Here is a 13,785-nt window from a genome sequence, read left to right as displayed (position 1 = left end):
CTGGTCGAAGGCATGGCCTCGGCGGGAGGGCCAGAAGGGCATGAGGGCGAGCGAGGCCGCGGGGCCTGCCTGCGCGCTCGTGCCGTTCACTCGGACTCCCGTGTCTCTCGTCGCGTGCGCGGCTGTCCGCGCACAAGGGTCGACATTAGCGGGAGGGGTGGGCGCGTGTCATCTTCACACGCGCCCAACCGCTCACAGTTTGCGTGCAGAGATCTCGAAGCCCGCGTCGCGCAGCCGTGTCACCAGGACGTCGCCCAGTGCCGTCGCGGGGGTGAGGACACCGGTGGCGTCCGGTAGTGCATCGCCGCCGAGGGCGAGGCTCAACGCGGATTCGCCGAGCATCACCGCGGTGGCGCTGTATCCGGGGTCGCCCTTCGCCTTCACCCGCGACGTATAGCGCGCGCCCGTGCTGGTGGTCGTGTACACGTCCATGGTGAAGTGGCCCTTGCGTTGCGCCTCCTCGCTGGGACCGTCGCCCGGTGAGGGCAGAACGCGGTCGAGGACGTACCGGGTGGGCGGGAGGGCCATTCCGACGATCATCCCGCCGAGGCCCGCGGCCACCGCACCCGCGATCACCGGTGTGATCGGGGAGCTCCCGACATTCATGACCTCCCGGTATTTGAACTTCCGGCCGTAGGCCCAGTCGCGGAGCGCGTTGCTGCGGCGCACGACGCGCGTGTTGTAGGGGCCCATGAAGAAGGGTGCCTTCCACCCCTTCAGACCGGGCGCGATGTCCTCGCCCTTGACCACGCTCATGTCGGATTGCTTGCCGAGGTCCGGTTCCTTCGAGCGGTCGGGGCTCATGGAGTACGGCGAAGCCGCGAGACGGCGTAGCGCCGGATCCTTCTTCGATACGTCCACCTGCGTGCGCAGCGAATCGATCGTGCCGCCGCTGACGCCGCCCCGCACGGACGTGACCACCAGCGTGGTGTCGGTGAGTTCGCCGGCGCCGTCCTCCTGGACCTTCTCGTGCAGGACGTGCACCCCGAGATCGGACGGAATGGAGTCGAATCCACAGGAATGGACGATGCGGGCGCCGGTCTCGCGGGCCCGTTCGTGGTTGGCGTCGATGCTCTCGCGGACGAACAACACCTCCCCGGTGAGGTCGACGTAGTCGGTGCCCGCCTCGGCGCAGACCGAGGCGAGGGCGTGACCGTACTTGGCGTAGGGCCCGACCGTCGTCGCGACCACGCGGGTGCGTGCCGCCAACGCTGCGAGTGACGCGGCGTCGTCGGAGTTCGCGACGATGACGGGCCACTCGGCCGCGCGAGGTCCGAGCGAGGACCGCACCGCTTCGAGCTTGGCGGCTGTGCGCCCCGCGAGCGCGATCCGCACGCCTTCTGGTGCGTGCTGTGCGAGATAGTCGGCCAGAAGCTTGCCGACGAAGCCGGTGGCCCCGTACACGACGAGGTCCAATTCACGTGCGCTGTCTGTCATGGCACGACCCTACTCGGCGGTAGGGTAAGGACGCGCTCAGGCTCCGGTGCCGCCCGGATGGGTGGGTGCGAGGGGCACCCGGGTGCGGAGTCGCAGGACGACGTAGCCGACCCACGAGGTGACGACGCCGAGCGCGACGAGAGTTTGGATCGCTCCCGCGGCGGATTCCGGGTAGACGACCCCGGTGAGGTAGTGGGAGATGAACCCGGACGAGGGGAGTGGGTCCTGCCCGGCGCGGACCCGGGCCCAGCTCTCCACATGCGTCAGCGGACAGTCGATGCCGACGAGGAGACCGGTGAATCCCCAGGCCACCGCAGCGACGTGGAGGGCGATGGTGCGCGGCCAGTGCCAGGCGAGAAACCCGCCGCACACGACGTAGAGGATGAAGATCAGGTGCGCGACGGCAGTGGCGTCGGCGACGACCTCGTAGAAGACGCTCCCCATCGATGCACCCCTGACATCCGAAGTTCCCCCCTACGCCATCGTAGGCGTCGCCCGGCCGGATCCGCCGGGTAACGGGCTCAGGCGGTGCCGCGCACGTCTTCCTTGACCACCAGAATCGGAATGTCGACCTCGAGCAGGAGGCGCTGCAGCCACCGTTCCAGGAGGAACTTGCCGATCGGGGACATCCGCCGGGTACCCACGACGAGCAGATCCGCACCGCTGCTGTCCACCAGCGCGCACAGTGCGCTCACCTGATCGCCGTCGTGTTCGTTGGTGCGCAGTTCCCACGACGACTCGCCGACCCCGCCGCCCTCGAGCGTCGCCTGGATCTCGGCGCGCAAGGCGGACCGGTCGGACTCGGCGTCCTGCCCGGGGTCGTCGTCGAGGACGTGGAGGACGAGCAGCTGTTCCCGTCGTTGCACAGCCTCGCGGGCGGCGTGGACGATGGCCGCCCGGCCTTCCGGGCTGTCTCGGTGGACAACGGCTATCGCCATGAAGCGCCTCCATTTGCAGGTATCGGTACGACCCTATTATCCCCGTGCCGGAGAGTGCTGCGGCTGTGTCGATGCTCTCGTAGGCGGACCCGAGCGGTGCTCGATCACCAGGGTGAGGGTTCGTAGTCCTTCAGGAAGCACCCGTGGAGATCGACGCCCTGCTCGCCCTGGACGATGGGGTCGTAGACGCGGGCGGCGCCGTCGACGAGGTCGAGGGGGGCGTGGAAACCCTCGTCGGCCAGGCGCATCTTGGTGTAATGCGGCCGCTCGTCGGTGATCCATCCGGTGTCCACTGCGGTCATGAGGATGCCGTCGTCGAGCATCTCCTTGGCGCTGGTGCGGGTGAGCATGTTCAGCGCGGCCTTCGCCATATTGGTGTGCGGGTGCCCCGGACCCTTGTAGGCGCGGCTGAACTGGCCCTCCATCGCGGAGACGTTCACCACGTACTTGCGTCGGGCGCCTGCGGCCGCCATCGCGGGCCGCAGTCGGGACACGAGGATGAACGGGGCGACCGAGTTGCACAACTGCACCTCGAGCAGCTCGATCGGGTCGACTTCCTCGACCGTCTGGACCCAGCTGTTCGTGTGCGCGAGGTCGGGCAGGAGTCCGCCGGCGTCGATCGCCAGACCCTGGTCGATGCGATCGGGGGATGCCGACTTCGCGACCAGTGCGAGTGAGCTCACCGCGTCGGGGGACAGTGCGGCGCCCGCCATCGCGGACACGTCGGACAGCGAACCGGCGAGTGCCGCCGGGTGGGCGTCGCTCGTCTTGCCGAACGTCAGGACGTCGGGCAGGTCGCCGGAGGGAAGGGCGCCGGACTCGGCATCGGCGAGCGCGCTGTAGGCGCCGGGGGAACGTCGCACCGTCTGTGCGGCGTTGTTGATCAGGATGTCCAGCGGGCCCTGCGCGGCAACGGAGTCGGCCAGCGCGACGACCTGCGCCGGGTCGCGCAGATCGATACCGACGACGCGCAGCCGATGGATCCACTCGCTGCTGTCCTCCATCGCCTTGAAGCGGCGGATGGCGTCGTTGGGGAAGCGTGTCGTGATCGTCGTGTGGGCTCCGTCGCGGAGCAACCGCAGCGCGATGTACATGCCGATCTTGGCGCGACCGCCGGTCAGCAGCGCCCGGCGTCCGGTGAGGTCGGCGCGCGCGTCCCGCTTGGCACGGCTCTTCGCCGCGCAGTCGGGGCACAGCTGGTGGTAGAAGGCGTCGACCCGGGTGTACCGCTGCTTGCAGATGTAGCACGGGCGGGGCCGGATCAGGGTGCCCGCGGATGCGCCGTCGGCGTTCGACGTGAGGGGGATGCCCGCGGTCTCGTCGTCGATCCGATCGGGGGAACCGGTGGCGGTCGCGGCGACGACCTGACGGTCGGCCTCGGAGACGGCGTCGCGGGCCGCGATCCGCCTGCGCTTCTTCAACTTCTTGAAGAGGTGACCGACGGCGCGCTGGACCGTGACGGCATCGGGATCCGCGTCGTCGAGTTCCGCCGCCTGATCGAGAACCTTCAGGCAGATTTCGAGATCCGCCGGATCGATCGTCGTCGCTGTTTCACCCATCGAACTTCGCCCTCTCACGAAGAAGGCCCCGGTTCGATGAACCGGGGCCTTTTCGTCTGTCTCAACTCAGAGTGTCCGAGGGGGGACTTGAACCCCCACGTCCGTTAATAGGACACTAGCACCTCAAGCTAGCGCGTCTGCCATTCCGCCACTCGGACTTGCCTGCCCCCATTTCCTGGGTGCTGCAAAAGATTAACCGATGAACCGCCACGGCCCAAATCGCCCCTCTCACCTGAGCGTTTCCGCTGCTGCGGTGGTAGGAAAGTGGAGTGCCAACTACACAGGAAACCGCAGGCCAGGGTCGCGCCGAAGCCGAAGTCGTGGATCTCGTCAGTTCATTGATCCGCTTCGACACGTCCAACACCGGAGAGCTCGCCACGACGAAGGGCGAACGCGAGTGTGCGGAGTGGGTGGCGGCCCAGCTGCAGGAAGTGGGTTACGAGACCGAGTACGTGGAGTCGGGTGCGCCGGGCCGCGGCAACGTGTTCGCGCGGCTGAAGGGCTCGAACCCCGACCGTGGCGCCCTCATGCTGCACGGCCACCTCGACGTCGTTCCCGCCGAGCCGGCCGACTGGCGCGTCCACCCGTTCTCCGGAGCCGTCGAGGACGGATACGTGTGGGGTCGCGGCGCCGTCGATATGAAGGACATGGTCGGGATGATCCTGGCGGTGGCCCGCCAGTTCAAGGCCGAGGGAATCGTTCCTCCCCGCGACCTCGTGTTCGCCTTCGTCGCCGACGAGGAGGCCGGTGGCAAGTACGGCTGCCAGTGGCTCGTCGAGAATCGTCCCGATCTGTTCGAGGGTGTGACGGAAGCGGTCGGTGAGGTCGGCGGTTTCTCCCTGACCGTTCCGCGACCGGACGGCACCGACCGCAGGCTCTATCTCGTCGAGACCGCTGAGAAGGGTCTCGGATGGATGCGGCTGACGGCAAAGGGCCGGGCCGGGCACGGTTCGTTCCTGCACACCGACAACGCCGTCACCATCCTGGCGCAGGCGGTCGCCCGGCTGGGTGCGCACACCTTCCCGTTGGTCATCTCCGATTCGGTGGCCGAATTCCTCGAAGCGGCGGGTGCGGAGACCGGACTCGACTTCGACCCGAAGTCGCCCGACCTCGACGGCACCCTCGCGAAACTCGGCACCATCGCCAACATCATCGGCGCCACCCTCCGCGACACCGCGAACCCGACCATGCTCTCGGCCGGCTACAAGGCCAACGTCATCCCGCAGACCGCGGAGGCCGTCGTCGACTGCCGGATCCTGCCCGGCAGGCAGGCCGAGTTCGAGGCGACTGTCGACGAGCTCATCGGACCGGACGTCCAGCGTGAATGGATCACGAAGCTCGATTCCTACGAGACGACCTTCGACGGGCATCTGGTCGACGCCATGAACGACGCGATCCTCGCGCACGATCCCGGTGCCCGGACCGTGCCCTACATGCTGTCGGGTGGAACCGACGCCAAGGCGTTCGCGAAGCTCGGCATCCGGTGCTTCGGGTTCGCTCCGCTGCAGCTGCCCGCCGACCTGGATTTCAGCGCGTTGTTCCACGGTGTCGACGAACGGGTACCGGTCGACGCACTACTGTTCGGTACACGCGTGCTGGAACATTTTCTGCTCCACAGCTGATCCGAGAACCGATACGCGACAAGAGAGGAAACGCATGTCACACGACCCGTACGAGGCACTTCCCGACCTGCCGAGTTTCGAGCTGACCTCCACCGACGTCACCGACGGGCAGCCGCTGAACAAGGAGCAGGTCAGCGGGATCTTCGGCGCCGGCGGCTACGACAACTCACCGCAGCTGTCGTGGTCGGGGTTCCCCGCCGAGACCAAGAGCTTCGCGGTGACGGTGTACGACCCCGACGCGCCGACGGCGTCCGGATTCTGGCACTGGGCTGTTGCCAACATTCCGGCCGACACGACCACGCTGGTGAGCGGTGCAGGCGACGACGACGGAACCGGGCTCCCGAGCGGTGCGATCACGCTGAAGAACGACGCCGGATTGCGTCGCTTCCTCGGCGCGGCCCCGCCGGAAGGGCACGGTCCGCACCGCTACATCTTCGCGGTCCACGCGCTCGACGTGGAGACCCTCGACGGGGTCACGGCCGATTCGACACCGGCATTCCTGGGTTTCAACCTGTTCTCGCATGCGATCGCTCGCGCGACGATCCAGGGGACATACGAGCAGTAGCTCGGCAACTCCGGAAAGACACGGGTGGCCGGCGAATCCTCTGGATTCGCCGGCCACCGGTCTGTGTGCGGTCCGTGTCAGCGAACGGCGCCGGCGCCGACCGCATCGGCGACGGAGGAGTAGCCGGCCTCGCGCACCTTCCGGGCCAGCCCCTTGTGGATGCGGCGCGCCCAGAACGGCCCGCCGTAGATGAATCCGGTGTAACCCTGCACGAGGGACGCCCCGGCCAGGATCCGTTCCCATGCCTGGTCGACGGTCTCGATGCCGCCGACGGAGATCAGCACCAGACGATCACCCACCCGCGCGTGCAGGCGGCGGAGGACCTCGAGGGATCGTTCGGCGACCGGAGGTCCCGACAACCCGCCCGCGCCGATCGCCGACACCTCGGCGTCCGGGGTGTTCAGCCCGTCTCGGCGGATCGTCGTGTTGGTCGCGACAATGCCCGCCAGGCCGAGTTCGAGCGCGAGATCCGCGACCGCGTCGACGTCGTCGTCGGACAGGTCGGGTGCGATCTTCACGAGAACCGGGACGGTCACGCAGTCGAGAACGGCACGCAGGAGAGGCCGGAGAGATTCGACGGCCTGCAGGTCCCGCAGTCCCGGGGTGTTCGGGGAGCTGACGTTGACCACCATGAAATCGGCCAGCGGGCCGAGCAGTTGCGCGCTCGCCGTGTAGTCGGCCGGCGCGTCGGCGGCGTCGACGATCTTGGTCTTGCCGATGTTCGCGCCGATCGGGACACCGGCCCGGCGCTGACGGAGATGATTGGCGGCATTGCCTGCGCCGTGATTGTTGAAACCCATCCGGTTGATCAGGGCGCGGTCCGCGGGCAGCCGGAACAGGCGGGGCGCCGGGTTGCCGGGCTGCGCCTGGGCGGTGACGGTGCCCACCTCGGCGAACCCGAAGCCGAGGGGCCCCCACGCGTCGACGCCGGTCGCATCCTTGTCGAACCCGGCGGCGAGCCCGAGCGGCGCCGGGAAGTCGAGTCCGAACACGGTGTTCCGCAGTACCGGATCGTCCACGACGAGGACCTTGCCGACGAGCTGACGCAGTGGCGAGAACCGCGTGACCAGGCGCATCGCAGCGAAGGCCAGGTGATGGATCCGCTCCGGAGGAAGGCGGAACATCACCCGTAACAGCAGGTGGTACAAGGAGGTCTCCCTAGATTGCGGGGTCGGGGACATGGTGAGCGGTCTTCCTTCGTTTGAGCAGCACACGGCGACTTCCGTCGGAGTACAGGCGGACCCGGGACAGCTCCCAGCCACCGAATTCCGCCTGGATGGCCAACCTCATCGAAGCGCTGATGCGGGTGACGTCGGGTGGCAGCCGAAGCGGCACGTACTCGTAGTCCTCGGATTCGATCTCCCACCCGGAGGGGAGTCGACGTGAATGCGATGCCATCTACGAACTCCTCGTCGGGATCTGCTGTAGGCCGTCTCCCGTCGCGGAACCGATCAGGAGGTCACCGTTCACGGTATCCACAGTGACAGAGTTCGGCTGCCGGACGGTGGGATACCGCGCCGTTTCCACGCCGACACCACTCGACAGGTCGAATCCGACCACTTCGTTGGTCTCGGTCAGCGTGACCCACGCGCGGTCGGCGGTGTCGTCGTAGGCGACGGCGTACGGCGCGAGCCCGGCGGGGAACCGCTGGCGGAGCATCAGTGTGTCGGTGGTGTAGGCGAGCAGTTCGTCGCCGGTGGTGTCGGTGACGAGGATTCGTCCGTAGTGATCGGTCGTGAGCTGAGTCGCGCCTTCACCGGCGCGCAGCGCGACTCCGAGCGCGGCACCGGGGACGTCGATGGCGGTGACGGACGTCTGCCCTCGGTCGAGAGCGGTGAGCGAGTCGCCGACGACGGCAAGTCCGTCGACGGACGTGAGACCGCCGATCACCTGTGACTCGTTCGTCTCGGTGTTGACGATGTGAATCTCGCCATTGCCCAGGCCCATCGCCAGCCGTCCGTCGGGCAGTTGGGCCACCGACCGGACGTCGCCGTCGGCGGGGACGAACGTCACCTCGCCGGTGCGCAGGTCCAGGCGTCCTACCTGGGTGTTCATGGCGAGCAGCGCCACACCACCGGGGGCGAGGGAGACCTGCGCGACGGTGGCGTCCAACGGAATCACCCGCGCAGCCGCCGCGAAATCGCCGGCCGGGAACAGCAGGATCTGGTTGCCTTCGCCTCCCAGTACGACGGTCGTGCGGGTCTCGGGGTCGAAGGTGGTGGACTCGATCGGCAGACCGACAGGGTGGACGACACCGGCAGGCGTGGTGTTCTGAGCCGGCGACTGCGCGGCACTCGCGGGCGCAATGGTGATCGCCTGATCGTCGTCGGAGTTCGAAGAACAGCCCGTGACCACTAGAAATGCCACTCCGATACACGAGGCGACGACGCGCGCTCCCGGTCTACCCATGTGCTGCTCCTCGGGGTTCTCTCATCGACCTACACCTGTACAACTGCCCACAAGCATCCCTGATCGGCGAAACGCCCACGAATGCGGTCGGTGCCGAGCGGGTGCCGAGGCGATACCGTGAGAAACATCGACCCCGCGCCCGGCGGTCTCCCGATCGCCGGCCCAGGTCATCGAGGAGAAGACCGTGGAAATACCCGAAACACCGACGTTCACCGTCGAAGACGTCACGGTAGGACCGCACGCACACGGCTTCGGCCGGACCGCAGAAGGTAACTCCTACGCATTCCGGGTGCGCAAAAGCACGATGCACGTCGAGGTCTACCGCGCCGACGTGGAAACCGAGGTCCCGGCTCCGGACGACATCGTGGCGTCTGCGCGACGCTCGGTCCGGGAGATCGACCTGACCGATGAACGCAGCATCGTCGCCGTCGTGAGAGATGCCGTGTCCGATCCCGATTCCCACCTGGCAGGACCGGAGGACGGGATCACCGTCCGTGCGGTACTCAGCCGTCTCGGGGCCGTCATCGACGGGTTGTGACCCCCGCGGTCTAGCGCTGATCGCGGCGGGGGAGGACGAGGGTCGCACCGGTCACCGGGTGCTCGATGACCTCGACGGGGTGCCCGTACACCCGGGTCAGCAATTCCTCGGACAAGACGTCGGCGGGAGGGCCGTTCGCGGCGACACGTCCCTGCTCGAGGACCACGATCCGGTCCGCGTACGCGGCGGCGAGCGCGAGGTCGTGGAGGACGACCACCACCGCGGTGCCCTGCTCCGCGCGGGAGCGGGCGAGACGCATCACGGTCTCCTGGTGCCCGAGGTCGAGGGCGGCGGTGGGCTCGTCGAGCAGGATCGTCTCGGTGCGCTGCGCCAGCACCCGCGCCAGAGCTACCCGGGCACGTTCGCCACCCGACAGCGCGGTGAACGGCCGGTCGGCGAACGCCACGACGTCGCAGATCCGCATGGCCTCGGCGATCGCGACGGCGTCGTCGTCGGAGCGGGGGGTGCGTGCCCACGGTGAGCGGCCCATCGTGATCACCTGACGTGCGGTGAACGAGAATCCGACCGTGTTCTGCTGGGGAAGGACCGCCCGGCGCTGGGCCATCTCGAGTGCCGTCCACTCGCCGAGGTCCCGGTCGTCGAGGTGCACGGTTCCCGTGTGCACGTCCTGATCGCCCGACAGCGCCGCGAGGAGCGTCGACTTGCCCGCCCCGTTGGGGCCGACGAGAACGAGGACCTCGCCGATCCGCACGTCCACGGACACGTCGTCGAGCACGGGCCTGCCCCCGCGGGTGACCGCGATGCCGTCCGCCCGCAGCGTCACCGCCCCCGACGGGCGCGGCGGGGGCACCGGGTCGGTCCGTCGGAACAGGCTCTGCTCGATGGCCTCGCCGACCCGGGTGCGGAGCGGGTGGAATGCCGGACTCATGCCCACCCGCCCTGACTGGCCCGGGTGCGGCGCAGCAACCAGAAGAAGAACGGCCCGCCGACCAGGGCCGTCAGCATGCCGAGCGGGAGGTCCGCGTTCGCCACGAGCGACCGGGCGCCCAGGTCGGCGAGGAGCAGCACGAGCGAACCGCACAGCGCGCTCGCCGGGATCAGGGCCCGGTGGCCCGGCCCGACGGCGATGCGCATCAGGTGCGGGACCACCAAGCCCACGAACAGGATGATGCCGGTGAAGGCCACGCTGGACGAGACGAGCAGGGCGACGATCAGCACGGCGATCTGACGTAGCCGCTCGACGTCGAGGCCGAGGTGCCGGGCCGCGCTCTCGCCGAGAGACAGCAGGTCGAGTTTCCCGGCGATCATCATCGTGGCGGCGATCCCGGCGACGGTCATCGGCGCCACCACCGCGACCGCGTTCCAGGTGGCCCCGTTGAGGCTGCCCAGTTGCCAGAACACGATCTGATCGCGCGCCGCGGGGGACGCGACGAACGTGAAGAAGGCGATGAGGCCGCCGGCGAACGCGTTGACCGCCACACCGGTGAGGACGAGGGTGACCACCTCGGTGCGGCCCTCGTGCCGGGCGAGGACGTACACGGCGACGGTGGTGATCAGTCCGGCGACGAAGGCGGCCGCGGCCACCGTCCACCCGGCCGCGAACGCGCCGCCGACCACGATGGCGGCGCTGGCGCCGACCGCGGCTCCTGCCGACACCCCGATGACGCCGGGTTCGGCGAGCGGGTTGGCGAACACACCCTGCAGCAGCGCTCCCGCGCATCCGAGCGCCGCCCCGACCAGGATGGCGAGGACCACGCGCGGGAACCGGACCTCCCACAGCGTCACCTCACCGCTGGGATGCGCAGGCATCGGCCCGAGATCCAATCCGACGCGGTGCAGGATGCTGCCGAGAACCTCTCCGGGTCCGGTCGGCACCTGTCCGATGCAGGCCGACAGGACGGCGGCGACAGCAAGGGCGATCAGCAGACCGCCGAGGACGGCACCGGTTCGAGTGCGTGAGGAGGGCTTACCCGGAGCGTGGAGGTCTTCGACGGTCATGGATTGTCGGTCGGGTAGACGGCGTCGGCCAGCGCGCCGAGTACACGCCCCGTGTTGGGGCCGAAGCTGAGCAGCACCCCGTCCTGCATGTCGACGACGCGCTGGTTCTTGCCCGCCGGAGTCTGCGCCACCCCGGGGATCTTCTCGAGTCCCTCGATGCCGCCGATCGATTCGAGCCCGCCCGTCATCATCAGGAGGACGTCGGGAGCGGCGGCGATCAGAGCCTCGCTGGTGATCGGCGCGAACTGCTGCGTGATGCCCGATGCGGTGCCGGCGTCGACTGCGCCGAGTGCGTCGATCAGCGAGTCGGCGCCCGACCCGGGGCCGCCGATCATGGTGATCGCGGTGCCGCGCAGATAGAGGAACGCGATCTTCAGGGGATCGTCGCCCTGGGGCGCGCGACTCCGGGCGGCCGCGATCTCACTCTCGGTGCGGGCCGCGAGTTCGCGACCCTGCTCGGGCACGCCGAGCGCATTCGCCACCGCCGTGATCTGATCGGGCACGCCCTCCAGGGTCCGCGTCGGATCGAAGAAGACGACCGGAATACCGGCTGCCCGCAGCTGATCCTGCACGGCCTGCGGGCCGATGCTGGTGTCGGTGAGGATCACCGTCGGCGCCAGGTCGAGGATGGCCTCGGCGTTGAGGGACTGCCCGCCCGGTGTCACCACCGGCACGTCCTGCGCGGCCGGGAACTCGGAGGCGATGTCCCGGCCCACCACGTTGTCGCCGAGTCCGAGTGCGAAGACCGTCTCGGTGAGCGTTCCATAGCGGTCCGCGGTCACGATCCGGCTCGCGTCCGTGATCGTCACGTCCACCCCGTCGAAACTGCGGACCGTGACGGGCAGCACCGGTGTGGCGGGGGACTCGAGGGGTTCGGGATTCAGGTCGTCGAGGACCGCCGTGCGCGCACCGCCGGTGCCGCCTGCGCTGTCACCGGCGCCGGATGTGCACGCCGTCACCGCTACCGCGGACACGAGAAGCAGGACGAGAACGGCGAACAGCGACCTGTCCGTGCGGGTCCGGAACACCGATCTCATCGTGCGAGGTACCGGTCGATGTCCGCTTCGAGGGCGGCGAACAGGTCGCCGTTGAGCCGGTAGGCGAGGTTGACCTCGTCGATCACCCGCTGCTGTTCCTCCGGAGTCAGGGGCGCGGCGTCGAGTTTCGCGCGGTAGGTGTCCTTGAACACCTTCGGTTTCGGGATCTCGTCGAAGATGTAGAACTGCAGACCGTCGGTGGTGTACCCGTACGCGCGTTCGAGCATGCGCCGGATGATCTGCCCACCGGACAGATCTCCCATGTACCGGATGTAGTGGTGCGCAACGAAACCGGCGGGCCATTCGTACGCCACCTCGCGGAGCCGCTCCACGTAGCGGGTGGTGGCGGGCAGCGCGGACACCGTCTCGCGCCACGACGGCCCGCGCAGGAACTCGAGATCCGCTTCCAGTGACGGAACCCGCAGCAGTTCGTCGTGGAGAAACGGCGACGCGACGGGGTTGCCGGTGTGGGTGCGCCCGGCGTCCTCGAGTTCGCGGTAGACGAGGTACGTCTGCGCGAGCAGTTCGGCGTAGCCGTCCGAGGTGAGTTCACCGGCGAGGAGGGCCCCGACGAAGCGGGACTGCTCCGTCTCCCGGTGAGCGGCGTCCGTCCCGGCCTTGATGCGCTCGGCGAAGCCGACGGTTCGGCGATCGGCCGCGTCGGCCTCGTTCAGCGTGGTCATGGACTCTCCTGCAGATCTACGGGCGTCGGCCGGTGGGCACCAGGTTAGCCTGCCCTGCACGTGAACTGCAGGTGCACGTCTGCCTGCTCCTGCACACGCTAGGCGCTGACGTCGTCGAGCGCCGCTGCGATCGCGGCGGGCAACTCCAGCTCCTCGGCGACGAGCACTCCGGTCAGCTGTGCGATGTCCCTCGCCCCGACGACCGCGCTCGCGACACCCGGACGATCGCGCGCCCACGCGAGCGCGACGGCCAGCGGGGACGTGCCGAGCCCGTCGGCCGCGGTCACGACCGCGTCGACCACCCGGACGGAGGAGTCGCCGAGGTAACTCTGGACGTCCTGCGCGTGCGCGTCGTCGGCACCGCGGGAATCGACGGGGATCCCGTTGCGGTATTTGCCGGTCAGGACCCCGCGGGCGAGTGGCACCGCAGCGAACACACCGATACCGTGATGCGCCGCGGCCGGAACGAGTTCTTCCTCGACTCCCCGGGCGAGCAGCGAGTACTCCACCTGGGTGGCGACGAGCGTGGTGCCGCGGGACGCCCCTGCCGCGGTGGCCAGCTGCCACCCGAGGTAACCCCGCGCCCCGACGTACCGGACCCGGCCGCTCGCCACCGCGAAATCGAGTGTGGCGGCGACCTCGTCGACCGGCGTGAACGGATCCCAGGTGGCGACCTGCCACATGTCCAGGTAGTCGGTGCCGAGTTCGCGCAGGGTGGCGTCGAGCTGGGCGACGAGACCGCGTCGCGAGCAGTCGATCCGTGAGGGACCCGACGGGTTGATCCCGGAACTCGAGCTCAGGACGAGTTCCGTTCGCGGCACCACGTCGTCGAGCAGTTCCGCCAGGATCCGCTGCGCCACACCGTCGCCGTACGCGGGCGAGGTGTCGACGAGCGTTCCGCCCGCATCGACGAACGCCGCGATCTGCGCCGCGGCCTCGTCGCCGTCGGTGTCCCGACCCCACGTGAGCGTGCCCAGGCCGAGTCGTGACACTCGTAGCCCGCTTGCTCCGACCGATCTCTGTTCCATAACCGCCTGC

At 68.8% G+C, this 13,785-nt stretch carries 15 protein-coding genes and 1 tRNA gene; 3 read left to right on the top strand and 13 right to left on the bottom strand.

Features of this window, described 5'->3' with window-relative positions; genetic code table 11:
- Positions 1–192 precede the first annotated feature (192 nt).
- The 5 genes from RHA1_RS04290 to RHA1_RS04270 all read right to left on the bottom strand — a co-directional run bounded on the left by RHA1_RS04290 (position 193) and on the right by RHA1_RS04270 (position 4,092).
- A complete protein-coding gene (locus RHA1_RS04290) occupies positions 193–1,437 on the bottom strand; it encodes a saccharopine dehydrogenase family protein (protein ID WP_011594110.1) in 1,245 nt (414 codons plus the stop codon).
- A 36-nt stretch (positions 1,438–1,473) separates the two neighbouring features.
- Positions 1,474–1,881, bottom strand: a complete 408-nt coding sequence (locus tag RHA1_RS04285) for a DUF2784 domain-containing protein (protein ID WP_011594109.1) — start codon at positions 1,879–1,881, stop codon at positions 1,474–1,476.
- A gap of 77 nt (positions 1,882–1,958) precedes the next feature.
- The gene (locus RHA1_RS04280; protein ID WP_009473568.1) at positions 1,959–2,375 is read right to left on the bottom strand and encodes a universal stress protein; all 417 of its coding nucleotides are present in this window, start codon (positions 2,373–2,375) and stop codon (positions 1,959–1,961) included.
- 104 nt (positions 2,376–2,479) lie between these two features.
- Positions 2,480–3,934, bottom strand: a complete 1,455-nt coding sequence (locus RHA1_RS04275) for an SDR family NAD(P)-dependent oxidoreductase (protein WP_009473567.1) — start codon at positions 3,932–3,934, stop codon at positions 2,480–2,482.
- A 72-nt stretch (positions 3,935–4,006) separates the two neighbouring features.
- Positions 4,007–4,092: transfer RNA gene (locus RHA1_RS04270), tRNA-Leu, on the bottom strand.
- A 111-nt stretch (positions 4,093–4,203) separates the two neighbouring features.
- Between RHA1_RS04270 and RHA1_RS04265 the strand changes: the two genes are divergently transcribed.
- Together RHA1_RS04265 and RHA1_RS04260 are read left to right on the top strand one after the other, a co-directional pair.
- On the top strand, positions 4,204–5,556 hold the full coding sequence (locus RHA1_RS04265; RefSeq protein ID WP_011594108.1) for a M20/M25/M40 family metallo-hydrolase: 1,353 nt from the start codon (positions 4,204–4,206) through the stop codon (positions 5,554–5,556).
- 34 nt (positions 5,557–5,590) lie between these two features.
- Entirely contained in the window at positions 5,591–6,121 is a 531-nt protein-coding gene (locus tag RHA1_RS04260) for a YbhB/YbcL family Raf kinase inhibitor-like protein (protein ID WP_009473565.1), read from the top strand.
- 77 nt (positions 6,122–6,198) lie between these two features.
- Here RHA1_RS04260 and RHA1_RS04255 read toward each other — a convergent pair whose 3' ends face one another.
- The 3 genes from RHA1_RS04255 to RHA1_RS04245 are packed head-to-tail and all read right to left on the bottom strand — an operon-like array spanning position 6,199 to position 8,530.
- Positions 6,199–7,269: a quinone-dependent dihydroorotate dehydrogenase gene (locus tag RHA1_RS04255; RefSeq protein WP_009473564.1), complete on the bottom strand. Its 1,071-nt coding sequence runs from the start codon at positions 7,267–7,269 to the stop codon at positions 6,199–6,201.
- A 10-nt stretch (positions 7,270–7,279) separates the two neighbouring features.
- Positions 7,280–7,519: a DUF5703 family protein gene (locus RHA1_RS04250; RefSeq protein ID WP_009473563.1), complete on the bottom strand. Its 240-nt coding sequence runs from the start codon at positions 7,517–7,519 to the stop codon at positions 7,280–7,282.
- Complete coding sequence (locus tag RHA1_RS04245; protein WP_011594106.1) at positions 7,520–8,530, bottom strand: NHL repeat-containing protein; 1,011 nt, start codon at positions 8,528–8,530, stop codon at positions 7,520–7,522.
- Positions 8,531–8,714: 184 nt separating this feature from the next.
- Between RHA1_RS04245 and RHA1_RS04240 the strand changes: the two genes are divergently transcribed.
- Entirely contained in the window at positions 8,715–9,068 is a 354-nt protein-coding gene (locus RHA1_RS04240; protein WP_011594105.1) for a hypothetical protein, read from the top strand.
- A gap of 10 nt (positions 9,069–9,078) precedes the next feature.
- Here the strand turns inward: RHA1_RS04240 and RHA1_RS04235 are convergent, their stop codons facing one another.
- From RHA1_RS04235 to RHA1_RS04215, 5 genes are all read right to left on the bottom strand, one after another.
- Positions 9,079–9,957: a heme ABC transporter ATP-binding protein gene (locus RHA1_RS04235; protein WP_011594104.1), complete on the bottom strand. Its 879-nt coding sequence runs from the start codon at positions 9,955–9,957 to the stop codon at positions 9,079–9,081.
- The gene (locus tag RHA1_RS04230; RefSeq protein ID WP_009473559.1) at positions 9,954–11,027 is read right to left on the bottom strand and encodes a FecCD family ABC transporter permease; all 1,074 of its coding nucleotides are present in this window, start codon (positions 11,025–11,027) and stop codon (positions 9,954–9,956) included. Before RHA1_RS04230 ends, RHA1_RS04235 begins: the two co-directional genes overlap by 4 nt.
- Positions 11,024–12,064, bottom strand: coding sequence for a heme/hemin ABC transporter substrate-binding protein (locus tag RHA1_RS04225; RefSeq protein ID WP_041811072.1), 1,041 nt, complete (start codon positions 12,062–12,064; stop codon positions 11,024–11,026). The genes RHA1_RS04230 and RHA1_RS04225 overlap by 4 nt, the downstream gene beginning before the upstream one ends.
- Positions 12,061–12,747, bottom strand: a complete 687-nt coding sequence (locus tag RHA1_RS04220; RefSeq protein WP_011594102.1) for a biliverdin-producing heme oxygenase — start codon at positions 12,745–12,747, stop codon at positions 12,061–12,063. Before RHA1_RS04220 ends, RHA1_RS04225 begins: the two co-directional genes overlap by 4 nt.
- A gap of 98 nt (positions 12,748–12,845) precedes the next feature.
- The gene (locus RHA1_RS04215; protein ID WP_009473556.1) at positions 12,846–13,775 is read right to left on the bottom strand and encodes an aldo/keto reductase; all 930 of its coding nucleotides are present in this window, start codon (positions 13,773–13,775) and stop codon (positions 12,846–12,848) included.
- Positions 13,776–13,785: the final 10 nt, after the last annotated feature.

It is taken from the genome of Rhodococcus jostii RHA1 (assembly GCF_000014565.1).
Lineage (GTDB): Bacteria > Actinomycetota > Actinomycetes > Mycobacteriales > Mycobacteriaceae > Rhodococcus_F > Rhodococcus_F jostii_A.
This window is presented reverse-complemented; position numbering and strand designations above follow the sequence as displayed.